Origin of the sequence: Wolbachia endosymbiont (group A) of Alloplasta piceator (genome assembly GCF_964028505.1) — a bacterium.
GTDB lineage: Bacteria > Pseudomonadota > Alphaproteobacteria > Rickettsiales > Anaplasmataceae > Wolbachia > Wolbachia pipientis.
This window is the reverse complement of the sequence record NZ_OZ034793.1, coordinates 529,513-554,824: the sequence shown is the minus strand read 5'-3', so window position 1 is coordinate 554,824 and position 25,312 is coordinate 529,513. Positions and strand designations below refer to the sequence as shown.

Annotated in this window: 21 protein-coding genes, 1 tRNA gene and 2 pseudogenes; 7 read left to right on the top strand and 17 right to left on the bottom strand. The window is 35.7% G+C overall.

Features of this window, described 5'->3' with window-relative positions:
• Positions 1-22 precede the first annotated feature (22 nt).
• Both ABWU31_RS02795 and rpsD read right to left on the bottom strand, forming a co-directional pair.
• Positions 23-109 (bottom strand) — tRNA-Leu (locus ABWU31_RS02795).
• A 9-nt stretch (positions 110-118) separates the two neighbouring features.
• Complete coding sequence (rpsD, locus tag ABWU31_RS02790) at positions 119-733, bottom strand: 30S ribosomal protein S4 (protein WP_010962555.1); 615 nt, start codon at positions 731-733, stop codon at positions 119-121.
• A 113-nt stretch (positions 734-846) separates the two neighbouring features.
• Here rpsD and tkt point away from each other — a divergent pair, with 113 nt between their 5' ends.
• Positions 847-2,919, top strand: a complete 2,073-nt coding sequence (gene tkt / locus ABWU31_RS02785; protein ID WP_353271332.1) for a transketolase — start codon at positions 847-849, stop codon at positions 2,917-2,919.
• A 15-nt stretch (positions 2,920-2,934) separates the two neighbouring features.
• On the opposite strand, the gene ABWU31_RS02780 is transcribed toward tkt, so the two are convergent.
• The 6 genes from ABWU31_RS02780 to ABWU31_RS02755 form a co-directional block, all read right to left on the bottom strand.
• Complete coding sequence (locus ABWU31_RS02780; RefSeq protein WP_353271331.1) at positions 2,935-4,338, bottom strand: ankyrin repeat domain-containing protein; 1,404 nt, start codon at positions 4,336-4,338, stop codon at positions 2,935-2,937.
• A gap of 114 nt (positions 4,339-4,452) precedes the next feature.
• Entirely contained in the window at positions 4,453-5,286 is an 834-nt protein-coding gene (locus ABWU31_RS02775; protein ID WP_353271068.1) for an IS5-like element ISWpi1 family transposase, read from the bottom strand.
• A gap of 20 nt (positions 5,287-5,306) precedes the next feature.
• Positions 5,307-6,173, bottom strand: coding sequence for an ankyrin repeat domain-containing protein (locus ABWU31_RS02770; protein ID WP_353271330.1), 867 nt, complete (start codon positions 6,171-6,173; stop codon positions 5,307-5,309).
• A gap of 132 nt (positions 6,174-6,305) precedes the next feature.
• Positions 6,306-7,469, bottom strand: a complete 1,164-nt coding sequence (locus ABWU31_RS02765; RefSeq protein ID WP_353271379.1) for a multidrug effflux MFS transporter — start codon at positions 7,467-7,469, stop codon at positions 6,306-6,308.
• A 183-nt stretch (positions 7,470-7,652) separates the two neighbouring features.
• Complete coding sequence (locus ABWU31_RS02760; RefSeq protein ID WP_353271329.1) at positions 7,653-8,519, bottom strand: hypothetical protein; 867 nt, start codon at positions 8,517-8,519, stop codon at positions 7,653-7,655.
• Between the two features lie 57 nt (positions 8,520-8,576).
• Positions 8,577-11,792 carry a glycoside hydrolase TIM-barrel-like domain-containing protein gene (locus ABWU31_RS02755; RefSeq protein ID WP_077188104.1) on the bottom strand — a complete coding sequence of 1,072 codons (3,216 nt, stop codon included), beginning with the start codon at positions 11,790-11,792 and terminating at the stop codon, positions 8,577-8,579.
• Between the two features lie 235 nt (positions 11,793-12,027).
• On the opposite strand from ABWU31_RS02755, the gene ABWU31_RS02750 reads away from it, so the two are divergent.
• Positions 12,028-13,039, top strand: a protein-coding gene (locus ABWU31_RS02750) for an IS630 family transposase (RefSeq protein WP_265029767.1) whose coding sequence is annotated in 2 segments (ribosomal slippage) — positions 12,028-12,489 and positions 12,491-13,039 — 1,011 coding nt in all. Because the reading frame shifts where the segments join, the coding sequence is not laid out codon by codon here.
• Positions 13,040-13,315: 276 nt separating this feature from the next.
• Here the strand turns inward: ABWU31_RS02750 and dcd are convergent.
• Complete coding sequence (gene dcd, locus ABWU31_RS02745; protein WP_006280485.1) at positions 13,316-13,873, bottom strand: dCTP deaminase; 558 nt, start codon at positions 13,871-13,873, stop codon at positions 13,316-13,318.
• A gap of 141 nt (positions 13,874-14,014) precedes the next feature.
• On the opposite strand from dcd, the gene ABWU31_RS02740 reads away from it, so the two are divergent.
• Positions 14,015-15,031, top strand: a complete 1,017-nt coding sequence (locus ABWU31_RS02740; protein WP_353271328.1) for a substrate-binding domain-containing protein — start codon at positions 14,015-14,017, stop codon at positions 15,029-15,031.
• Positions 15,032-15,110: 79 nt separating this feature from the next.
• Here the strand turns inward: ABWU31_RS02740 and ABWU31_RS02735 are convergent, their stop codons facing one another.
• Positions 15,111-16,364: a hypothetical protein gene (locus tag ABWU31_RS02735; RefSeq protein ID WP_353271327.1), complete on the bottom strand. Its 1,254-nt coding sequence runs from the start codon at positions 16,362-16,364 to the stop codon at positions 15,111-15,113.
• 141 nt (positions 16,365-16,505) lie between these two features.
• Here ABWU31_RS02735 and ABWU31_RS02730 point away from each other — a divergent pair, with 141 nt between their 5' ends.
• Positions 16,506-17,966, top strand: a complete 1,461-nt coding sequence (locus ABWU31_RS02730) for a TrkH family potassium uptake protein (RefSeq protein WP_236514849.1) — start codon at positions 16,506-16,508, stop codon at positions 17,964-17,966.
• Between the two features lie 373 nt (positions 17,967-18,339).
• Here the strand turns inward: ABWU31_RS02730 and mgtE are convergent, their stop codons facing one another.
• On the bottom strand, positions 18,340-19,704 hold the full coding sequence (mgtE, locus tag ABWU31_RS02725; protein ID WP_353271326.1) for a magnesium transporter: 1,365 nt from the start codon (positions 19,702-19,704) through the stop codon (positions 18,340-18,342).
• Between the two features lie 153 nt (positions 19,705-19,857).
• On the opposite strand from mgtE, the pseudogene ABWU31_RS02720 reads away from it, so the two are divergent.
• From ABWU31_RS02720 to prfB, 3 genes and pseudogenes are all read left to right on the top strand, one after another.
• Positions 19,858-20,248 (top strand): annotated as a pseudogene (locus tag ABWU31_RS02720) (PCRF domain-containing protein); the annotation flags it as partial.
• Positions 20,249-20,434: 186 nt separating this feature from the next.
• Positions 20,435-20,825, top strand: a pseudogene (locus ABWU31_RS02715) (PCRF domain-containing protein); the annotation flags it as partial.
• A 186-nt stretch (positions 20,826-21,011) separates the two neighbouring features.
• Positions 21,012-22,116 (top strand): peptide chain release factor 2 gene (gene prfB / locus ABWU31_RS02710; protein WP_353271325.1). Its coding sequence is split into 2 segments (ribosomal slippage): positions 21,012-21,086 and positions 21,088-22,116, totalling 1,104 coding nucleotides; the frame shifts between segments, so codons are not numbered across the junction.
• 217 nt (positions 22,117-22,333) lie between these two features.
• Here the strand turns inward: prfB and ABWU31_RS02705 are convergent.
• The 6 genes from ABWU31_RS02705 to dapB form a co-directional block, all read right to left on the bottom strand.
• Positions 22,334-22,498: an IS3 family transposase gene (locus ABWU31_RS02705; protein ID WP_080717614.1), complete on the bottom strand. Its 165-nt coding sequence runs from the start codon at positions 22,496-22,498 to the stop codon at positions 22,334-22,336.
• On the bottom strand, positions 22,488-22,607 hold the full coding sequence (locus ABWU31_RS02700; protein WP_353271378.1) for a hypothetical protein: 120 nt from the start codon (positions 22,605-22,607) through the stop codon (positions 22,488-22,490). Before ABWU31_RS02700 ends, ABWU31_RS02705 begins: the two co-directional genes overlap by 11 nt.
• Before the next feature lie 48 nt (positions 22,608-22,655).
• On the bottom strand, positions 22,656-22,952 hold the full coding sequence (locus ABWU31_RS02695; protein WP_410541736.1) for an IS3 family transposase: 297 nt from the start codon (positions 22,950-22,952) through the stop codon (positions 22,656-22,658).
• A 177-nt stretch (positions 22,953-23,129) separates the two neighbouring features.
• The gene (locus ABWU31_RS02685; protein ID WP_265030145.1) at positions 23,130-23,393 is read right to left on the bottom strand and encodes a transposase; all 264 of its coding nucleotides are present in this window, start codon (positions 23,391-23,393) and stop codon (positions 23,130-23,132) included.
• Between the two features lie 78 nt (positions 23,394-23,471).
• Positions 23,472-24,230, bottom strand: coding sequence for a phosphate ABC transporter ATP-binding protein PstB (pstB, locus tag ABWU31_RS02680; protein ID WP_065094809.1), 759 nt, complete (start codon positions 24,228-24,230; stop codon positions 23,472-23,474).
• Positions 24,227-25,012 (bottom strand): 4-hydroxy-tetrahydrodipicolinate reductase, encoded by a 786-nt coding sequence (dapB, locus tag ABWU31_RS02675; RefSeq protein WP_006279993.1) that lies wholly within the window; start codon positions 25,010-25,012, stop codon positions 24,227-24,229. The genes pstB and dapB overlap by 4 nt, the downstream gene beginning before the upstream one ends.
• Between the last annotated feature and the right edge of the window lie 300 nt (positions 25,013-25,312).

Here is a 25,312-nt window from a genome sequence, read left to right as displayed (position 1 = left end):
GTATTTATCTGCTAAGTTAAATTGGTGCCCATGGGGAGACTTGAACTCCCAAGGTCGCAAAACCCACGGATTTTAAGTCCGCTGCGTCTACCGATTCCGCCACACAGGCTTTTTTTATCTATCTAGAGTAAAACTCTACTACTAAATTGACTTCCATGTCTGCTGAATAAGGAACCTCAGAATATTGAGGTGACCTCAAATACTTCACTGAATGCTCTTTACTATCTGCTTCTAAATAATCCGGAGCCTTGCGCTCTTGTTTTTGTTCAGCCTCTACTACTACAGGGATTTTTGCTGCCCTTTCTCTTATTTTTATTATATCACCTGGCTTCACTCGATAACTCGATATGTTAACCACCTTATCATTAACTGTAACGTGCTTATGAGATATGAGCTGCTTTGCTGAGTAAATTGTTGGAACAAGACCAGAGTGGTATAAAACAGAACTTAATCTCGATTCTAAGATACCGATAAAATTATCAGCCGTATAACCCTTTCTGTTATAAGCATCTAAAAATGTACGTCTAAGCTGCTTACTTGAAATCGCATAGTAAAACTTAAATTTCTTATGCGCAGCAAACTGCTTACCAAAGTCGGATAACTTCTTGAATCCAAGAATACCATGTTGACCTGGAGGGTATTTCCTTTTGTTTACTGGGTCTTTAGCTCTACCCCATAAATTTACACCAAGTCTACGGCTAATCCTATACTTTCTAGTGATAACAGTTGTCATATAAAAACTCTCACGATTTAACTTTAGATTATTAAGGATTTTAGCACTCAGTGTCAACTTGTTTTTGCTGATATAATCTTTTATACTTCATTTTTAAGTTTTTCTATTAACACATGAATCATTCACATTTAAAATCTATGGCAAACGCCATCCGTTTTTTATCAATTGATGCAGTACAAAAAGCAAACTCTGGACACCCAGGTATGCCACTTGGCATGGCAGATGTTGCAACTGTTTTGTTTGCTAAATATCTGAATCATAATCCTGATGATTCTAAATGGTTCAATAGAGATCGCTTTGTTTTATCAAACGGTCATGGGTCAATGTTACTATACTCAATATTATATTTGACAGGTTATATTAGCATAGATGAGCTAAAAAACTTCAGGCAAATGGGATCCAAGACCCCAGGTCATCCAGAGTTCGGCTTGACTTCCGGGGTAGAGGCAACAACAGGCCCGCTCGGTCAGGGGTTTGCCGCTGCTGTTGGCATGGCACTTGCTGAATCAATCCTTAAAAAGCAATTCAGAATCAATCACCACACTTACGTGATGCTAGGGGATGGCTGTCTTATGGAAGGAATAAGCCATGAAGCAGCATCACTTGCTGGGCATCTTAAATTGAATAAGCTCATAGCTCTTTTTGATGATAATGATATCTCTATAGATGGCGCTACTTGCCTTTCCTGCTCTGATGATGTAGAGAAACGCTTCTTAGCGTATGGATGGAATGTTGACAAAATTGATGGCCACGATTTTGATGCCATATCCTTTGCAATAGAGCAAGCAAAAAAGTCTGGTAAACCTACAATGATCTGCTGCAAAACCATTATCGGAAAATTTTCAAGCCGTGCTGGCACATCCTCTGCTCACAGTGGTGCTTTTTCGGAGGAAGACATAAAACAGATGAGAGAGAAATTAAACTGGAATTATGAACCATTCCATGTACCAGAAGATGTGAAAAATGCCTGGAAGAAAACTGTTGAGAGAGCAAAACAAAACTACACGATGTCATTCCAGCGCGTAACGCTGGAATCCAGGAAAGAAGAAAAAGAATGGATCCCAGTGTCAAGCACTGGGATGACAAGAGAGAGTACTGGGATGACAGAAGAGAATGCTGGGATGACAGGGTATCATGCAGAACTTCAAAGACGGTTAGATAAACATCTACCAGATAATATCGCTGGTGTTTTAGCTGACCTGAAGAAACAAATATGTGAGCTAATGCCAAACGAAGCTACTCGATCTTCTTTCGGCAGAGTAATGGAACTTTTAACTGAGTCTATGCCGGAATTAATCGGCGGTTCTGCTGATCTTACTGGGTCAAATTGCACTAAATATAAGCACATGCAGGTAATAAATAGCAATAATTATAGTGGCTCTTATGTCCACTATGGAGTGAGAGAGCACGCTATGGCAGCATGTATGAATGGTATGGCACTTCACGGCGCGATTCTTCCTTATGGCGGCACTTTTTTGGTATTTTCCGACTATTGTCGTCCTGCTATACGTCTTTCAGCTCTGATGAAGCAGCAGGTTATGTATGTCATGACTCACGACTCAATTGGAGTGGGAGAAGATGGCCCAACTCATCAGCCAATAGAGCATTTAGCCTCTTTGCGTGCTATACCAAATCTATATGTTTTTAGGCCAGCCGATGCAGTTGAAACTCTGGAGTGTGTTAGCATTGCACTCGAAAAGAAAGAATCTCCAGCACTGTTTGCGCTCTCAAGGCAAAACGTAAGTTACATGCGCAAGTTCTACTCTGATATCGATCAATCTGCTAATTTATCGAAGTTTGGTGCATATATTTTGTGTGAATGTTCAAAAGAATTAAAAGTGACGATATTTGCTACGGGGTCCGAGGTTGAAATTGCAGTTGAAGCAAGGGAGAAATTGCAGGAAAAGGGTATAGGTACAAGGATTGTTTCTATGCCATGCTGGAGGCTTTTTGACGAGCAAAGCGATGAATATAAAGCGGCAATATTAAATAATGACAGCATTAAAGTTGCAATTGAAGCCGGAAGTGAAATGGGTTGGCATAAATGCATAGGTTCAAACGGTATATTTATTGGCATGAAAAGCTTCGGAGAATCAGCACCTTATAAAACACTTTATGAGCATTTTAATATCAGTGCTGATCACGTAGTAAAATGTGTGTGTGAGAAACTGGTTTACATTGAGTAGACTTCTTGCATTACTCTACACATCTGTGTTCATTGCACTATAATGACCACCACTACTATCTTCTTCGTCTAATGAATCGGATCTAAGTAAAGAAACACTAGCATCGGTTTGCGATGTAGATTCATCAGTGTTAGACCCAAATAACCATGAAAAAAAATCACTAAAAAATGATCCTATTAATGAAAAAGGCTTCATAAGTATACTAAACAAACTACCAAAAAAAGAGCTCGGCTGTTCTTCTGTTTGTGCAGGTTCTGTGGAAGCAACAGGACCTACATCGTTGTCTTGTACATCAGCTCCTTTTTCTCCATTGATGTCTTGCTCTCTCTGTGATTGATTTGAATCTTCCTCCTCTTCCTCTTCCTCTTGACCCCCTTCACTATCTGTCGCTGGCTCACCCACTGAACCATCATCAGATTCTTCTGCGGGTTGCAATAGAGTTTTTATTTCTTCGTTAGTAGTTAAATCTAAGGGAGTCTTTCCATCTTCATCTTTTATATTAACATCTGCTCCTGCTTTTATTAGGGCGTCTACTATTTCTTTGTTGTTATTTTGAGCAGCAAAATGTAAGGGAGTCCTGTTATCTTTATCTTGTGCATTAACATCTGCTCCTTTTATTATTAGAACATTAACCACTTCCACATTATCCCTACCGGTAGCCCAATGTAAAGGAGTCCTGTTATCTTTATCTTGTGCATTAACATCGATTCCTTCTGCTCCCAGTAGAGCGTTCAATACATTTATATCTATGTTGTCCTTTTTAGCAGCCAAATGCAAAGGAGTCCTGTTATCTCCATCTTGTGTATTAACATTGATTCCTTCTGCTCTCAGTAGAGCGTTCAATACATTTATATCTATGTTGTCCTTTTTAAGAACAGAATGTAAAGGAGTATCTTTATTCTTATCTGCTAAATTAACATCGATTCCATGTTTTCCCAATAGGGCTTCTACTACCTCTTCATGGCCCTTTACAGCAGCCCAATGTAAAGGAGTCTTTCCATCTTGATCTGTTGCATTAACATTTGCTCCTTTATTTATTAGACTGTTTACTTCCTGAATATCACCGCTTTTAGCAACCTTAAGTAATTTAGCTGTGTTTCGTAATAGAGTTTCTATGTCTTGATTAGTGGCTAAATCTAAAGAAGTCTCTCCATCTTGATCTTCTGCATTAACATTTGCTCCTTTGTCCAATAGGGCTTGCACCACTTGCTTATGACCTTCTCTAGCAGCCCAATGTAAAGGAGTCTTTCCTGTGTCATTTTGTGCATTAACATTTGCCCCTTTCCCTAATAGATCTTGTACTGCTTCCAAGTTGCCAAGCTTAGCAGCCAGATGTAAAGAATTCTTGCTATGTTCAGTTTCTATTTCTTGGTATCTACTCAACACGTCGCGTTCTCGACTAGGGTCGAAAGTATGCAAATCTGCTCCATTATCTAATAGAACTTCTGCTGTAGTAGAGTGATTATTTTTAACAGCCCAATATAAAGAATTATTTAGATTTGTATCTAAGAGGTTGTCCGGAAACTAGTAAATTCAAGCATATTCCCTCTTTAACATAACCCTACTCATAGCTAGGTATATGAAATTCTCAGTGGATGTTGTGAGTAAATCATACTCCTTCGATAGCCTTCTATTCCTATTAACCCAAGCAAAAGTCCTTTCTACAACCCATCTTCTTGGCTGTACTTTAAACCCTTGTTCTCTTGTTGGTAGTAGCTCAGGTGGCGTATCTTTGTGCACCCAAAATCTACATGGAGGCCTTGTAACAATTTCAATATCTATGTCATATTCTTCCTTTATGTGATTCTTTGAATTTCTTCCTTGGTATCCCATGTCAGCCCACATTTTTTTAACTTTAGTATATTTTGTTCTCATATTGTTTAATGCTATTTTAATACCATCTCTATCATTTTCGTTAGCAGCGCCTACGTAACAACCTAGTATAAAACCCTGAGTGTCTGTAATTATATGCCTTTTTCTACCCTTTACTTTTTTTACTTCCATCATAGCCTTTGATCCCCCCTTTTCTGTAGTCTTTACAGATTGACTATCTACTATACAGGCACTCGGCTGCTCATTCCTTCCTATTTTTCTTCTACTATATTTTGTAATTTCATAATTCATTTTCTCAAAAATTCCCTGCTTCTTCCATTGCCTGAACTGCTCATACACAGTCTTCCATAGCGGAAAATCATTTGGTAAATACCGCCATTGACACCCTGTACGCAATACATAGAAAATTGCTTCTAATATTTCTCTTTTGCTATACTTTGGCGGCCTTCCTCCTTTCTTGTATGATACTCTGAAGTGTTTTTCTATTCTTGCCCATTCCCTTTCGCTTAGATCTGTTGGATACTTTTTTCTCATCTTTACCCCGTACTAAAATTTCAGATATTATAGCCTTTTACTTGTTTCCGGACAACCTCTAATGCATTAACATCTGCTCCTTCCTTTATTAGACGCTTTACTTCATTAATATCACCACTTTTAGCAGCCTCAAGTAAAGCAGCATTTTGTGGAACTTGGCTTTCTTCTTCATCATTTTGCAATACTGGACTAGCATCATCAGATTCTTCTGCGGATTGCAATAGAGTTTTTATTTCTTCATCAGCGGCTAAACCTAAAGGAATATTTCCATTTTGATCTGTTGCATTAACATTTGCCCCTTTTTCCAATAGATCTTTTACTATCTCTGCATGGCCATTTTCAGCAGCCCGATGTAAAGGAGTCTTTCCATTTTGATCTGTTATATTAACACTTGCCCCTTTGTCCAATAGGGCTTCTACTACCTCTTTATGGCCATGTGCAGCAGCAAAATGTAAAGGAGTACCTTCATATTTATCTTGTGCATTAACATCGATCCCATTTACTTTCAGTAGGGCTTCTACTACTTCTTGATGGCCCTCTTCAGCAGCCCTATGTAAAGGAGTGCTGTTATGTTCATCTATTGCATTAACATTTGCCCTATTATTTAGTAAAACTTCTACTACCTCTTTACGGCCCTCTTCAGCAGCTCGATGTAGAGGAGTCATATTTGCAAATCCTACTGCATTAACATTTGCCCCATTATCCAATAGATCTTTTACTATCTCTGCATAGCCATTTCCAGCAGCATAATGTAAAAGAGTGTTGTTATGTACATCTACTGCATTAACATCTGCTCCTTCACTTATTAGACTTTTTACTTTCTCAATATTACCTTCTAGAGCAGCCTTACGTAATTCAGCATTTATATCTCTGTTTGAATTGCTCATCCCATACCTCCTGTAAAACTATATTGTTATGATAAAGTCGTTAATAATCTATGAGCTCTCACCCCCTGTAAAATTATATTATCATGATAAAGTCATTAATAACCCATGAGCTCTGGATCACGCAAATAATGGTTATTCCCTGTGTTTTTCAGTACATTTGAGCTGGCTGTACATAAGAATTGCAATTGTAGAGCATGCTATTGTTAATAGTAAATTTGGTAAAATACCATAGCGAAAAAATTTTCCTACTATATATATTCCAATAGCCCCAAACATCATATTGCAGAATGAGAGAACTGCACTACCAAGCCCTATACCTTTGATCGTTTCTAAAGCAGAAGTTACGTTATTGCTTATTATTAATGCAAGTCCGATATTGGCTGGAATCCAAACAGTTTGAAGAATTAATATATTTAACTTGTCCGCGAAATACAAATATACCAATAAACTATCGGATATTATCGGTAACACCAAACCTATTATTAGCATTTTGCTAACCCCTACTTTTGGTACATACCTTCTATTAATTAAAGTTCCAATTATGTAAAATATGACTATGATCGATATGAGGTAGCCAAAATACTGTACTTCAATGCCCATCGATTCAAATATGAACGGGTAGTTAGCAATGTATGCCCAAAGCCACATGAAAGTTAATCCATGAATGGCTGAAAACCCAAGGAAACGATAATTTCTAAATATTGATATATATTGCTTGCAGATATTAGTAGTTATGTTAGTTATACTGGTTTCATTTTTATTTACAGTGAGTGTTTCTTGTAACTTAAAGTAGATAAAAATAAGTATAGCAATTGCTGCAAGTGATATAATAAAAAACAAAAATTTCCAACTATACCCATGTGAAATTATATAACTGCCCACCACTGGAGCTATTCCAGGTGAGAGTGCCACAACCATATTTAATTTTGAAATGACTCTCGAGTATTCACTACCCGAGTACATATCCCTTATTGCTGCATACCCAACAACACCTGCAACACCAGCCCCTGTTCCTTGTATGAAGCGAATTAGTATCAAGAGCGCAATACTGTCGGCTATATAACACATGACACTTGCCAAAGTAAAAATTGTCATACCAATCAGCATCATTGGACGCCTACCATAATGGTCCGACAATGGACCATAAATTAATCCAGACACCGCAAATCCAACTAGATTCAAGCTAATTGTAAGCTGCACTACACTGCCTTCTACTTTAAAATAATTGGCAATGCTTGGTAGTGCAACTGAGTATAGGTCAGTTGCCATATCGACAATTGCTACAGACAATATCATAATAAGAGAGATGATATTTTGCGAAAGAGCTGTTTTCACTTAATGATTTATTGGTAAATATGCTTAATTATAATGTATTTTTTTCATTAGTATAAGTACAATGTTACATAGTAAACGATGTCATGCGAGTAGCGGACACTGAAATCTTAAGCTAAAATCATAAAAAGCACGAATTTCAATATCTTATCTTGAATTATTCACTTTAAGCTTTAAGTCTTCAACAGAAGATGCATTTGCCTCACTTACTACCTTTAGTGGTTCACCAAGATTATGCTCTATTTTTATATTATGCTCAGGATCGTACTCTATTCTTGTATCAAACTCAAAGCCCAATTTCTCACAAAGTTTTTTGAAATACTCAATAAGCTTATTTATAATATAAGTAAGCTTATCAAACAAACCGTCATCACCAGCTTTATAGTTCTCTAACTCTTTAGGAATGGTAAGAAGTACTTTACCATCTTCATATACCACATTTTCACCTTCACATTTTAGTTTAAACTCCGCTGAACTGCAAAAACCTGGTGTTTCGATATATGTATAATCATCATAGTTAAGCATTTTTGTATATTTCATGCTAAAACTAAGCTTTATACAATTGGGTTCACGACAATCCATAATATACTCTCTTGTCATACAGTTGCTTTGCGTTAACAAATGAAAAGATCCAAGAGCGTGACTCATATCATTAGGAAGAAAATGAGTATATCCGCCCTGATAATAGTTATTTATTAACTCCTCAATAATAGAGTTATTGGGAATTGTTGCACCAACGTGTTTAAACATTTCTGTAAAAATTTGTCTGAGAAATGGACGATAATTCCCTTTTCCGTTTTCATCCCGTAGAATTAGATTTTTATGGTTTGAATACAGATCGTTAATAAATTCGTTAGTTATTTTTTGTCCGTTAATAGCAAGGCCGTGTGTTCTATTAAGATCCTTATATGTTCCCTCACCAGAAATTACTTCGTCCCCAGTGTTAGCTTTGAAATCAGCATATTTGAGCTTCTTCACTTCAGCTTTCAACGCATTGACCATTTCCTTTGACATGTTATATCTCTACCATTAATACCTGTATATTAATTCTAGCACTTACTTTATTAAATTTCAATTACTAAATGAATTTATCACTTTCACTTCCGTATTTTCCAGCGAGTCACCGTAAGTCACTGCTTTTAGGTAAAACTTTTTTCCCCTTTGCACTTCGAAAGATATTATTGAATCATCAAGTAGAACAAATTTTTCACCTGCAGTGTGCTGATACTCTTTAGTACCTTCTTGTCCTCTGATTAGGTTACTAAGCTTATATTTATTTTTATCTATAAGTTCAGCATTCTGGAATTTCACTATCTCTTTTCCAACTAGTGCTAAATTTGAGTCCGCAATTGAAGTTATGTTTCCAAAACGTAACACTACTATAAGCCCCTCGTCGGTAGATTCCATTACATATCCGTAAGTAGACTGCTTGTTTGTGCTTGCAATAGGCTTATAATCCTTATCGTTGTACGAAATAAAGAGTGTTGCTCCCTTCCAATTCTTTTCCTCACTAATTAAAGTAAAGCTTGCACTATTACCTTTAATATCCGGTAAATCTATCATTTCTACGATGGTTTTGCTAATGTGAGAGGGAGGGTATTCCTTCAGCATAAGTGACCTTGTTGAAGGAAAAGAAAGCTTATATATAGAGTGATCATAACCAACGCCAATTACTTGAATGGACATGCTTTCGAATTTTGTTTTTATAATTCTCACCGTATGCTTTTTCTCACCGTCTAAAATCGTTATTACATCACTTGGCACAAGCCACGCATATTTTATCGGCAGCTTGAAATTGTATATATTTCTCTCTTGCCACGAAGAATAAAGTAAAACCTCAGCTATATTTTGCGCCTCTCCCTCCTCCATAATGAGCGGTATTTCAACTGTTATAGCAGCGCCTTGCTTTGGCAACTCAGCATATTTAACATCAATTGGATAGCCAAAATTGCGATTAAAATAAACGACGTTAACTTTATTGTTTAAATCTAATTGACTGATATTAGCAAGTTTTGAATTGTTACTGAAAACCATTTCACCAATTGGTATTCCAGTCGTAACTCCCCTGCCCTTTTGGACAAATTTCAGTTTAGAGTCCTGTTCAACCACATCAAAAAAATAGCAACTTTGCAGCATTTTAATAATTGAACGTACCGATTGCTGGTCGTTTATCACATACCCAGACAATAACCCTTTGACGTTGCTTGTATCGAACTGATCGCTTTTTAAACCTGTTTTTTGTAACAGATCCGATAAAACATCGGAAATATTAAGCTGTGAAAGCTTTCCCTGAATCCAATGTCCTGTCTGCCAATTATGGCAGTCAGCCCACACATCACATAAATTGGGAAAGTAAGGAAATGGCCTTGCATCCCATGCCCAGAGAAACATTTTTTCTACCATTTCTGAACTTTGCCACTTTTTTAGCGTTCCTTCAATTGCAATTTTTTGCGAAAGAAAGCTCACCTCTCCGTTTGAATATCGTGGATATTTGCTCTCTATGCTGCCTTTGTCAACAAACACATTTGGCTCATTAGTGCAGCCGTTCATACTGGGAAATCCATACTCAGTAAACCATATTTTTTTCATTTTTGGTTGCCATTTCGTTTTACTACCACCTGGATTTATGTGAGTTTCACTCCACCATTTTGCTATGTTTTTCCACGCATACCTGCTGTCGTTATACTTTACTCTTTCAGGCTCACCCTTTGAGTAATCATAGAAATAATCATACCCCACTCCACTGCTCCAACCACCCATTACATCTTCCGCGGAATAACCAAAAGGAGGCTCTGGACCATCAGTCAGTGGAAAATAAGCATCTATGCCAACAACGTCGATATACTCTGAAGACCACAGTTCATCCATATTATACCAACCATCATATGAATGGTATTCGCTCCAATCTGCAGCGTAGGTAACTGTTACTTCTTTTCCAAGATTAAGTTTTATCTGCTTTGCAAGCTTGACCAGCTCTATAACGGCAGGGTAATTCCCTTGTTCATCCCTGATTTTGGTAAGTTGCGCAAATTCAGAACCAATGATAAACCCTTCCACTTTAGTTTGTTTGGCAATGCTTGCATAATGCTCTATAAATTTGTTGTACTGATTCTTAAAAAAATCACTTATATCTTCAGGAGTCCCGCTCAACCTTCCTCGCCACTCTTTGTTCTTTGTATCAAGTAAGGGCATTGGATAGAGCATCACCTTGTAGCCTCTGCTGTGTAGCTCTTCTATATATCTTATCAACGCTGCATCACTAACTGTGCCACCATACCTTGGGTTTCCACTCGCATCTTTTGAAATTAGCTGAGCATTATCTCTGGTTACACCCCCTACTTGCCAATCATCAGGTAATATTGCGGAATCATCTTGAAATTCAACTGCAGGATATATTTTACAATCTTTAATGTTCAGATCATTCACAAACCAATTGACTACTACCGATACCCACTCAACATTTGGTAAATCTCCCTTTAATTGATCCAAAGAAAGCATTGCATCGCTCTTTTTAGTGTGGTTGTTGTGATTTACCCTTTGCGCCAGCCCATATGGGATATATTGGTTGCTGCTTATTTTCTCTTGCGCGATTTTCTTCTGTATTTTTGTATCATATACAAACTCACCTGAACCTGGTATGATATTGATATTCCGAATATTTTTTGCTACTGAAAATTCATTTGACTTTACTGCAGTTTGCACTTCAAACGTAAATACCGGAACATGATTATTATAGTCTGCTAAAGGAAAATTCTTGATGACTATGTAAGATATTCCCCTATAAGCCGGCACATTCCCCTCTCCTTCAATTGATGACATAAATGGATCAGGATTTTGGTCTTCTCTGCCGCTGTAAAAAGTATAATCTATTTCATCAAAGCTAAGTGATGTTGTATCTGCCCAGATTCTGTTTAATTTTTCTACTTTCCCCTTGCAGATCGCAATTGCAAGCGTTGCGTAGTAATTATATGTAACGTTCATACCTCTTCCAATTTTGCTTTTGGTGGTTATCGCCTCTTCTTTTATTGGCTGTGACCAAATAATGTTCCCTGCAACACGAGCAGTGCCATAGATAATTGGAATCGTTCTGCCGTAGGTTGAGGTTTGAACTTGCAGATTTTTTAGTCTCGCACCATGCGTTACTTTTTGCTCGGCATCAAGGCCGAACATTGCCCCATCTAGCTGTGCACCAAGAAGAGCACCGAGTTCTGAGCCGATAATCCGGCCAATTGGACCAAAAATGCTGCCTGCTTGACCAAAAATTGATGATAAAATTATTGTAGACATGGTAATCCTCCTTTTGATAGATTTTTTTGAAATTGTTGAGAAAAGATCCAAGTGTCACGCTACTTGGATGACACCTATAACCTTGTCATCCCAGTGCTTCCTCCTTTGTCATCCCAGTGCTCCGACACTGGGATCTAGGAATTTTAATTGTAATACCAATTCCCATTACAGGGCAAACAGATGGACAATGATGGAAGAAAAGCCATACTGAAGTAAGTAAAATAGCGAGGTTTAAATGGCATTAAGATCAAAATTATTGGATGAAAAAGTAGTAGAATCAGCAAAAGAAATGCTGAAGAAAGTAAGGAATAATGCATATGTTTCAAAAAAACTAAATGCTGTAATTGCAGCAAAAAAGTACAGTATAACGGCTGTAGCAAAAATATATTGCATTTCAAGAAGCGCACTAACTTCGTGGGTAAAACTCTTGAAAATTGGCAGAGAAGAAAAACTGTTTGCTCCTTCACAACGTCGTAGAAAAACTAAATTAAATCAGGCTCAACTACAGCAAATTGAAGAGTGGATAGAAGAAAATCCTAATATCACCATTAAAGAAATGAGAATAAGAATCCAGGAAAAGTTCGGATTAAATATCAGCAAATCTACAGTACACCGCCATATGCAAAAGATGAAATTCTCATATATTACACCAAGACCAGTTCATAATGGACAAGATAAAAGCAAACAAGAGGAATTCAAAAAAAAATCTCAATGGAGCTATTAGCAAGTATCCAGAAAAAGAGCTATTTTTCTTTGATGAATCACGGTTTGGCACACATTCAAAAGTTGGACATGGGTGGTTTAAAAAGGGGATTAGAACACAGGTTAAAACAAAATTAGGTAGGCAAAATTTCTATCTCTATAGTGCAGTTAATCCTAGAAATGGAGAGAGTTCTAGCTTATTTGCACCAAATGTCAACACTGATTGCATGAACATATTTCTTGAGCAAATTTCGCAATATCTAGAAACACGAGAGGCTTTTCTCGTTATGGACTGTGCTAGTTGGCATAGGTCAAAAAATTTAAAGGTACCTAAAAATATCGACATTATATACCTACCTCCATACTCACCTGAGCTAAATCCTGTTGAGAGGCTTTGGTTATATATAAAACAGAACATTTTGCGCAATAAAATATACGATACAATTGCTCTACTTGAGGGTGCTTTGTGCAAATTTATTACTTCTCTTGCCAGCTCCACAATTAAACAACTCTGCAATGTTTCCTATTTGACTGGACAACAATGAGAATTGGTATAAGCAAGCACACTGAGTTGATAAGTATAAAAATGGCTGAAAAATAAACATTTTTGATGAGGTCACATAGAAAGCTGGATCCAAGTAGTCAAGGCACTTGGATGACAAGAAAGGGGCTACTCGGATAACAGATACTATGATAAGAAATTCAACAACTTACAATGAATAATTGAAGTTTTTAATTAAGAAAAGCACATGGTGTAGCTATAATTATTGTAAGCAACAATGAAAAAGTACGGAAGTGAAAAATTACCACTCTCATGGCAATCACTTCACCAGCGGCAAAGTGATACCATGCTGATTCATATATTTTCCTTTCATATCATCATATGATTTCTCGCATTCACTTTCGCCGCTTAAAAATACGAATTGGCATGCGCCTTCATTAGCGTAAATTTTCGCAGGAAGTGGAGTGGTGTTTGAGAATTCGAGTGTGACATGACCTTCCCATCCAGGTTCTAAGGGAGTAACGTTTACTATAATTCCACACCTTGCGTAAGTTGATTTACCAACACAAATGACCAGTACATTCCTTGGTATACGGAAATATTCCACTGTACTTGCAAGCACAAAGCTATTTGGTGGAATTATGCATACGTCTGTTTCTTTATCTATAAAACTATTCTCAGAGAAATTTTTAGGGTCCACGATGGCTGAATTAACGTTAGTAAAAATCTTAAATTTATTATCCACTCTTGCGTCGTAACCATAAGATGATAGTCCGAAAGATATGACACCTTTGCTGCTTTTGTGATTCACAAAAGGCTCTATCATTCCAAAATTTTCAGCTTTTTCTCTTATCCATTTATCTGGCATAACTGCCATAATTGCCCCTTAAAGTTGTGTAATACTTACAATAATATAAAATAAAATTTAAATGTAAACTGTAGCTTTTGTCATGCAATTAAAGCTTTTCAGTTTGATTTTTTGTTACAATAATTAGATTTATGTTCTTAACTAAAAATAATGCTTAGAAACTTTCTCCTGATTTTTGTATTCGTATTATTCATGCCGCTGTCAAATGCTGATGCCAGGAAATACATCAGAATTGTTGGGTCTTCAACTGTTTTTCCTTTTATCTCATTTATAGCCGAGGAGTTCAATCGTGTATTCTCCTTTAAGACTCCAGTTGTGGAATCGATAGGAAGTGGATCAGGATTCAAAATGTTTTGCTCAGGAATAGGGGAAGACACTCCAGACATCACCACTTCATCTCGCCCTATGAAGGAAGTAGAAAGAGAACTATGTAAAAGAAATAAAATTAATGAAGTGATAGAGATCATCATTGGCTATGATGGAATTGTCATTGCAAATTCAAATCAAAGCCATAGATTTGATTTCACAAAGAAGGACTTATTTGAAACTTTATCTGCATATTCTCAAGAAAATGATAAATTAGTAAAAAATAATAAGAAGTTTTGGTCTGATGTAAATCAAGCCTTACCAAAAACAGAAATTGAAATTTATGGTCCACATCAAAATACAGGCACATACGAAACTTTGGTTAATTCTATTATGCTTGATCAATATTCATGCATGAACTCGAGAATTTTCAAAGAGAATTATAAAGATCAGGAAGAAAGAAAGAAAGCATGTGGTAATATAAGGGATGACGGAAGGTATATAGAAGTTGGAATTAATGAAAACATAATAATACAAAAATTGAAAAGTAACAAGAACGCTTTAGGGATATTTAGTTTTAGCTTTTTAATGAGGAATCAAGATAAAATACAAGGGAGCACAATTGCAGGAATTGAGCCAACTTACGAAAATATATCATCGGGAAAATATATATTAGCAAGACCTCTATACCTTTATATAAAGAAAGAACACCTGGATACTGTTGATGGATTAAGAGAATTCATAAAAGAAATTATAGATTCGATCGGCATTGAAGATGGGTACCTATCTAGGCTTGGTCTAATTCCACTTTCAAGTGAAGATATAAAGAAAGCTTCAGCAAAGGTTTATGATATAACGTGACGGCAACGTTTCTTTTATATTCTTTGTTCTAGCGTAGTCAGACCCAGCGCGGCGCGCTGGGATGACAATGGATTACTAATTAGACAGTTCTGCGTTGTTGCAACACCCCAGAAACAACCGGGTCCGAGCTTTTCGTATTTGGGCTTTCTGATTTCTCACAAACTCCTCCAATATAAGCTAGTACAGCCAATGCTGAAACTGCTAAAACTTCTAAAACTAATGCAACTACAGGATATGCCAGCACATAGGCTGCAATAGCACCAACTACGCATAGTCCAACAACGCCCAGAGCGATCTTCCCTTTGTGTTCACTCCAGAAGTTTGTATCGTTTTTTTCTGGGGTTTTGTTGTCTGCAGTTGGTGCAGAGTTTACGGTGTTTTGATCTAGATCAGTGTCATCTATAAAGTTAAGATCATCATTCTCAGACGGATCCTGATTGATTTCTTGTGAAAATCGAGTCCCATACTCTTTATCCCATGCTATCTGATCATTAATCTTGGCATTATCTAGTTCATTTTTACTAAGTTTTTCCTCAAATTCTTGAATCAAATCTTGAAAGCATTGCTCACCTACTCCAGGTATTTTAGCAAAACGTTTTTGTGCACGTGTAAGTTTATCCATTACATAGTTATTTCCATTGGGCTCGAACCCAAGGAGCCCTGGAGGAGAAGCATCAAACATTAATTTAAAGCTTTCTTTTATCTTTTCCACATCTTCTTGGTTCAATTCTTCACTATATTCAACTTTCAGAGGATAAACTAAAAGGGCATCTACTCTTCCACTACTCCAATATACCTCTCGCTCTAAAACCCTTTCTACATCTTCACCACAATTCTCTAATGCTGCTTTAACTTGATCAATATCAAGGTTTTCTATTGCTTCTTGTAAGTTGGAATCAAGATCCATTACCCACTTGTGATCTTCTATTTTTTGAACAACTTGTACAAGAGCAAAATATTCTGTGCTATGAGGGTCAAATTTTCCTTGAAAGCGTTTAAGATCATCTATTGTATCCGTAAAATATGGTTGATCTTCAAAAGATTTTGTTACCTTGTAATCACACAAAAAATCACGAGTTTTTTGATCAGCTTCCTCCCAAATTAGTTCAATGATCTCGACTTTAGTGTTAACGCTAGCTTCAGAACAGTCAATAACAAAATCTAAAATGGTACCTTTGTTACTAGTCAAAGTCCCCTCGTGGTTCAAAACTGCTTGTATATCATTATGTTCACCATTGTTGAATATGTCCTGGACTTTTTGAAAATTGCCATCCCAGACTGCCTGTCTTAATGAACCTAGAATTTTTTCTTGTGCATCAGTTAATTCAACCATATCTTACCTCTAATAAAAATTTAATTATCACACATATTTACAAGTAAATCAAGTATGTTGTTAATAACTGTTAATAAAGGCCAACAAAATGCTTGACGTTAGAGTAGCTTTTATGGCTTTGTATAGCGAGGAAGTAACTCTATGAAAAATCATCAACGTTTACAAAATTTGCGTTCAATTGTATTTATTGTGGGAATATTCCTATTGCTGTTTAGCTTAGCAATGCTTATTCCTGCTATTACCAATAAGTATCTCAGCTACGAATGGAAAAATTTCCTCGCTGGATTCATAATTACCTGCACATCTGGCGCAATTTTTATTTTACTCGGTAAATTAAGTAGATTGCATGGAATGCCAGCAATTTTTGCGATTACTAGTTGCACCTGGATTGCCTTGTCTCTGTTTGCAGCTATTCCTTTCTATTTTGATAATCTGAGCTATGTTGATGCATTGTTTGAAACGATATCTGGCATCACAACCACAGGAGCAACTATATTTAATGATATTGAAAAACAATCTCCAGGAATACTGCTATGGAGAGCAATGCTACATGGCATGGGGGGTTTTGGTGTAATCACTTTAGGAATTGCAGTTTTTCCTATGTTTAAGGTTCTCAGCCTAAATAATTTACTTTATTCTGAATATTCAGATGCTACCAAAAGGAAGTTGCCGAACACGCGAAGCGTAGTGATTCATGTTACGGCAATATATTATGGCTTAATTTTGTTATGCATATTTTCCTATTATCTAGCTGGTATGCCACTATTTGATGCAATATGCCACGGAATGTCCTCTGTATCAACTGGTGGATTTGCTAACTATAACGATTCTATAGGGCACTACAATAACCCTATGTTAGAAGTCATAACGATCATTTTTATGATTTTGGGTTCTCTGCCTTTTCTTAGCTATTTAAAAATTATAAGACGATTAGACATTTGCTATGATGAACAGGTCTCTTACTTTGTTAAGATAGCTATTGTTTCATCTTTATTTGCTTGTTTTTGGTTGTATAAAAATGTTGATTTAGGAGTATCATTATCATTTAGATGCAGCACATTTACCATCACCTCTTTAATTACGTCAACTGGTTATGCAATCTGTAATCATATAGATTGGAGTTTCATTTCAGTCTTAGCTTTTTTTCTAACCTTTGTTGGTGGATGTAGTGGTTCTTCAAGTGGTGGTGTCAAAATCTTCCGCTTGATTGTTCTTTTAAGGTCTATAAGAAATTACTTTTACCTTTTATTAAACCCTGATGCAGACAATGGAGTAAAATTCAATGGAAAAATTCTGGAGAATGATGAAGTTCACTCTGTCTTTATATTTTTTGCAATTTTCATGTTAACGTTTACCATTTCATCAATAGTGATGTCTTACTTAAGCAATGCAGACTTTATAACTAGCATCAGTTCAGTCTCTGCAACGCTTACAAACTCTGGCCCGGGATTTAGTAATTTAATAGGCCCTTCGGGTAATTATTCCTCTTTCAGTAATGAAGTAAAATTATTTCTATCGTTTTTAATGCTGCTTGGCAGACTTGAAATATTGCCAATCTATTTTTGTATAGGTAATTTATTCTTATTTAATAGAAAGAAATAGTTGGTGAAGTTGTGAAATTTGATATTATAGCTAAACTGACTTACGACAATTTGAAAAACCGTCATTCCGCTACTCGTTAGCGATATCTATACCGCGAATAAATCCACAGATGTACGAACATTGTGATTTGGGCACACCAGGAAGAATGTCATCCAAGTAGCCCCTTTCTCGTCATCCCGCTACTTGTTAGCGGGATCTATGCTAAGAGATACCGCGAATGAATCGCGGCATGACGGTTCGCGGCGGTATAGCTATAGATAGTATTAGCTATTTATAGCTCTTTTTACAATAATCCGAACAGACCGTAATATGCTACTGGCCTGCTATAGCCATAAACACATATCTTATCGCATTCGGACTATTATAAGAAAGGCTATAATAAAAAGATCGTAGCTAAACCAAGAAATATAAAAGCTGAGAGAATATCAGTTGTTGCCGATGTTAGGATTGAAGAAGAAACGGCAGGGTCAGACTTTAAGCGATGAAGCATTATAGGAATGAAAGTTCCGATGAACGTTGCAATAATTGACATCATAATCATGGAGACCACAAAAATCATCTCCACTTTGAAGTTGTGAAACCTTATTGCTAACACTACTAATGAAATAGTAGATAAGATCACCCCGTTTATAAGACCTATTAAAAATTCTTTCATCAGTATTCTTTTTGCATTTTGCTCAGTTAGATATTTTGTTGCGATTGCCCGGATGGTTAGCGTTACTGTTTGGGATCCTGCATTTCCGCTCATTGATGCAATTATCGGCATGATTATTGGCAGCACTATAAAACTTTTTATTACATCATCGAAAAAGCCAACTACTATGGAACACATTGTTGCAGCTAAGAGGTTAAACAGTAACCAAGGTAGCCTTTTAATTATAGTTTTATGTATAGGGGCATTTATATCGGCTTTAGAAGATACACCGCTTATTTTGAGTACATCCTCTTCTGTTTCTTGTTGAACAACTTTTATCACATCTTCAATTAAGATCACACCAATAATTTTACCATTCTTATTTACTACCGGAGCCGATAATAGAGAGTAATCTTTAAATATTCTTGCTACTTCCTCTTGGTCTATTCCAGTTTTAATGATTTTTATGTCATGATCCATTATCTCTTTTATTATTGTGTCTCCTGAGTGAGATATTACCTTATTTAAATTAACACTGCCTATAGGCTCTAATTTTGAGTTGATAATGAATATCTGGTGAAATTTTTCTGGTATTTTTTTATAGTTGCACACAAATTCTGTCAGTTGATTTATTGTCCAATAATATGGAGCTATAACCATATCTTTATGTATTAACCTTCCTGCACTTTCTTCTGGATATGACAGCAACTCCTCTACCGATTTCTGAGTTTTGCTGGGCAAATAGTAAAGTATATTTTCTACAGACTTTCTATCTAAATCTTTCACTATGGTTACTATATCTTCTACATCAAGGAGCATTAGTAACTTTGCTGTATTTTCTATTCCCAATGTTTCTATGATCTCTATTTGTAAATCTGGCACTACATGCACTAGGGCATCACTTAACAAATGTTGATCGAGGATATTAACTAATTTCTCCCTGTGATCACTGATCGAAGTAGATAAAAAATAAGCTAACTGAACACTGTCTATCGTTTTTACAATATTACGAACATTCTCTAGCTCCTCGTTATCAAGTGACTCTATTAAGTCATCAATAGCCTTTTTGTCTAAACCATAATGGGAACTTATTTCAATATTCATTACTTTACCTTGTTTTTTAATAAATATACGCGCTTGATTTCCTTAAACATTAAAGTATAATGAAATTATTTAAATTAACTATCATATGGTTAAATTTCTATTTTGTTTACTGTTATTGTTATTGATAGTAAATATATTAAAATCTAAAGTATAATGAAAACTTATCCAGAAATTCTTGAACACTTTCAAAGCTTAAATAAAAGTATTTCTCTTATCAGGAGGTGTCTTTGACATAGAAAAATTAAAGTTGCGTCTTGAAGAGCTTGACTCCCAAGCGTCGAATGATGACCTATGGCAAGATAACCAAAAAGCACAAGAAGTTTTAAAAGAACGTTCTAAAATTAAGAATGACGTAGAGTCGTTTTTAAAGCTGGAAAGCGATTACAACGATGCCATCAGCTTAATGAAGTCTGCTATTGATGAAAATAATGAAGAATTTTTCTCTGAAGTTGAAAATGAATTAGCTAAGCTAGAGAAATTAATCAAGTATAAAGAAACAGAGTCCTTATTTACTGGTGAAGCAGATAATAATAACTGCTTTGTCTAAACCATAATGGGAACTTATTTCAATATTCATTACTTTACCTTGTTTTTTAATAAATATACGCGCTTGATTTCCTTAAACATTAAAGTATAATGAAATTATTTAAATTAACTATCATATGGTTAAATTTCTATTTTGTTTACTGTTATTGTTATTGATAGTAAATATATTAAAATCTAAAGTATAATGAAAACTTATCCAGAAATTCTTGAACACTTTCAAAGCTTAAATAAAAGTATTTCTCTTATCAGGAGGTGTCTTTGACATAGAAAAATTAAAGTTGCGTCTTGAAGAGCTTGACTCCCAAGCGTCGAATGATGACCTATGGCAAGATAACCAAAAAGCACAAGAAGTTTTAAAAGAACGTTCTAAAATTAAGAATGACGTAGAGTCGTTTTTAAAGCTGGAAAGCGATTACAACGATGCCATCAGCTTAATGAAGTCTGCTATTGATGAAAATAATGAAGAATTTTTCTCTGAAGTTGAAAATGAATTAGCTAAGCTAGAGAAATTAATCAAGTATAAAGAAACAGAGTCCTTATTTACTGGTGAAGCAGATAATAATAACTGCTTTGTCTAAACCATAATGGGAACTTATTTCAATATTCATTACTTTACCTTGTTTTTTAATAAATATACGCGCTTGATTTCCTTAAACATTAAAGTATAATGAAATTATTTAAATTAACTATCATATGGTTAAATTTCTATTTTGTTTACTGTTATTGTTATTGATAGTAAATATATTAAAATCTAAAGTATAATGAAAACTTATCCAGAAATTCTTGAACACTTTCAAAGCTTAAATAAAAGTATTTCTCTTATCAGGAGGTGTCTTTGACATAGAAAAATTAAAGTTGCGTCTTGAAGAGCTTGACTCCCAAGCGTCGAATGATGACCTATGGCAAGATAACCAAAAAGCACAAGAAGTTTTAAAAGAACGTTCTAAAATTAAGAATGACGTAGAGTCGTTTTTAAAGCTGGAAAGCGATTACAACGATGCCATCAGCTTAATGAAGTCTGCTATTGATGAAAATAATGAAGAATTTTTCTCTGAAGTTGAAAATGAATTAGCTAAGCTAGAGAAATTAATCAAGTATAAAGAAACAGAGTCCTTATTTACTGGTGAAGCAGATAATAATAACTGCTTTTTAGAAATCCACTCAGGAGCTGGCGGAACCGAGAGCAATGATTGGGCTGAAATGCTGATGCGCATGTATATAAGGTGGGCAGAAATTTATCACAACTTTAAAGTTGAAGTTGTAGAAAAATTAGAAGGAGAGTCAGTTGGTATAAAGTCTGCAATGATAAAAATCGTTGGAGAAAAAGCTTATGGGTGGGCAAAAAGTGAAAGTGGAATTCACAGGCTGGTTAGAATATCGCCATTTGATGCAAATGGTAAACGTCATACCAGTTTTGCAAGTGTAGGAGTAACTCCAGTGATAGAAGATTCAATTGATATTGCTGTGGATGAAAAGGATCTAAAGATCGACACCTATCGTGCTTCCGGAGCAGGCGGTCAGCATGTGAACAAAACTGAAAGTGCAGTACGCATTACGCATATTCCAACTGGTGTTGTAGTTCAATGCCAAAATGGTCGTTCTCAACACAGAAATAAAGATGAGGCATTGAAATTACTTAAAGGACGTTTATACCAAATTGAACTGGAAAAGAAAGAACAAAAGATGGCTGAAGAATATGGTAAAAAATGCGATATAGGCTGGGGCAATCAGATCAGATCGTACGTTATGCATCCATATCAAATGGTGAAGGATTTAAGAACCGGACATGAAGTGGGCAATATAAATTCTGTTTTTGATGGTAATATAGATTGTTTCATAGTTAGTGTGCTTACTAAGCAAAATTAAGAATTCATTTGGAGTTGACTTTACTTGCTGTGATAGGTGATAATTAAAAATACTATTTAAAATTAGAGGTAAAGTTATTGCAATGAACTATAAGCAATGGGAAGAAATATTAAGTACAGTTAATAAAGAAGTGACCTTACCCAGAAAAAGTGGAGAGAAAGTTTGGAATGTTTTTTACAAAAAGAATGATGCATCAAATTGTTCTGGAATGCAATAGTTAATAGTGACGTTGTTTGTTATAAAAAATTTCTATGTATTCAAATATTGCAGTTCTAGTTTGTTGAGCAGAGTGTTGTGAAGTATCAATAAGTATTTCTCTTTTCAATGAGCTAAAGAAGCTTTCCACAACAGAATTGTCGTAACAACAACCTTTATGACTCATCTATGTTTTTTATGGATAAGAGATATTGATAACTTTGCGAAGTATATTGTGAACCTTGGTCACTGTGCAGCAGTAGATTTTTAACAGGTTTACGCCTATTAATGGCCATTAATAAAGAGTTCATAACCAATTGTTTATTTATTGCACTACTCATTAACTACCATACGTGAGAATTATTGCTGCCAAATATAGCCATCCCTCCTTGGTTTTGATGTAAGTAATCCCATACTTTATTTGGTTGATCAACAATAAAGTTTTGATCTAGTATATTGGGAGCTACAGCTCTATTATCTGTTTGTTGTTTTTTAATTTTAAACTTTCTTCTCAGTATAGCCCTGATGTCATTTTTCTGCATAATACTTTGCACCGTTTTCAAATTGCAACTTTTACCCAAAGCCTTCAATTCAGCATGAATTTTAGGAGCTCCATATCTACATTTAAAAGCTTGATATATTTTTTGAATATCTGCTAATAACTCTTTATTTGCTGATTCTCTACTGCTTATTTTCCTTGTAGTCCACTTATAGTAGCCACTAGCAGAAAACCCTACATAATTCCTGCACTTTATAGTGTTTACTATGCTCTTTTATGAAAAAATATTTTACTCTTTTTGACTGGCCAGGGCTTTTTTTTAAATGTCTCTTTCTCTTGTTACTTTTGCTAACTCTTTCTGTAAATCAAATCTCTCTTTGTCGTAAGGAGCCATGTTATCTCTACCTGGAAATGCATCTGCTGCCGACTTTTTTTCGTTGTGTTTCTTTATCCATTTTCCTAATAAACCACCCTTTATTCCTAAATCCTTTGCTATTTTTGTAATTGTTTGACCTGCCTTTCTTTGTTCATTTGCCAGTTTAACAGCTTCCAATTTGAATTCTGCTGTATATTCTCTTACCATTTCTAATCCTCCAAAATTTTATTTTACCCAAAAAAACTCTTTTCTTTCTCTCCACTTTTTCTGGGTAAGGTCAGAAATTTAATGATCCAGGATATACTCCTTTGTTAAGGGAGATTGAGCATTTTCGAATATTTCTTGAGTGCTTCCAGACTCAACAATTCTGCCATTATGAAAGAAAATTACACTATCAGATAACTTTTTAGCTTGCTTCATTGAATGAGTCACCATAATTATAGTAAATCTTAATTTCAGCTCTTGTATAAGATTTTCGATTGCATTGGTTGCCATTGGATCAAGAGCAGAGCACGGTTCATCCATTAATAAAATAGTTGGCTTCACTGCAATTGCGCGAGCGATGCATAGCCTCTGTTGTTGGCCACCGGATAAATTGAGTGCACTATCTTGCAATCTGTCTTTCAATTCTTCCCATAAACCAACCTTGGTTAAACTATTTTCCACCATCTCATTCAATTTTTGCTTATCCTTCGCCATACCATGCAGTTTTGGTCCATAAGCAACATTGTCGTATATTGATTTTGGAAAAGGATTTGGCTTTTGAAATACCATGCCAACTTTTGCTCTGAGTAGCACAACATCCATATCGCGTGAATATATATCACCCAGCCCATCGATATCTAATTCACCAACAGTTTTGCATCCAGGTACATAGTCATTCATACGATTAAAACAACGCAAAAATGTTGATTTACCGCACCCGGATGGTCCGATAAAAGTAGTAACTTTTCTTTTATAAATATTCAAATTTATATCGAATAAAACTTGCTTAGAGCCGTACCAGAGATTTAAATCTTTAACAGAGGCACGTGTATTGCTCATATCACATCCTGCATTGAATAGAGCCCCGGAATTTCTCTTTTATTTTCGTATAGCCATACTGCTGCTTGAACAGCTCCTCTAGCAAATGTTGTGCGATCAATTGCTTTGTGGTTTAGTTCTATCCGTTCATCAGAATTGACAAACATCACGCTGTGATCTCCTATTACTCCACCTCCACGAGATACCGCAAAACCTATTCCCCCCTTTTTTCTTATGTTTGAACCACTATGTAAATATTGATTGGATTGAAAATCCACTTTTGAAGCATTAGCAATTGTTTTGCCAAGTTCTATAGCTGTTCCAGATGGTGAATCCTTTTTTAAGTTATGATGCATTTCCCAAATCTCAACGTCATATTCATTACCTAAAAGCTCAGCAGCTTTTTTTACCAATTTCAGCAACACATTAACCCCAACACTCATATTTGCTGACCATAATATTGGAACTTCAGCAGCATATTCTTTCAAATCGACACCTTCTATTCCAGTTGTGCCACTAACCAGCGGTGTTTTAAATTTTACAGCTGCTTTAAGGCAGTCTAACATACATTCTTTAGTTGTAAAATCTATTACAACGTCGGATAACTCAAATATGCCACTAATAGAACTTGTAACTTTAATTCCTAGATTGGCTATAATTGGTCCAATATCTGAATCTATGTACTTACTGCCTGAACGGGCAACAGCACCTGCTATTTCCACTTTGGTATTTGTAATTAATTCATTGAGTATTTTCTTGCCCATCCTGCCTAAGCAGCCTATTACTCCAACTCTGATTTTCATAAAGCTTTTTACGTTTATTAAGAATGTTAGGCCTTTTTTTAAGCTCTGTCACTTCTGATCTATATTCTATAGCTAACACGTCATACCACGATTCATTAGCGGTATCTCGGCATAGATCCCGCTAACACGTAGCGGAATGATGTTTTTTCAAATTGTCGTAAGTCAGTTTAGCTATATATGACTCATTTCTTTACTGTAACTTAACAAGAACTGGTCTGTAGCTAATAGTTATTGATAATAAGGGTAATTAACTTTGATAAGAATCTTTTCTGTGTTCAATTGAAGTCTGTATGTTCTGGA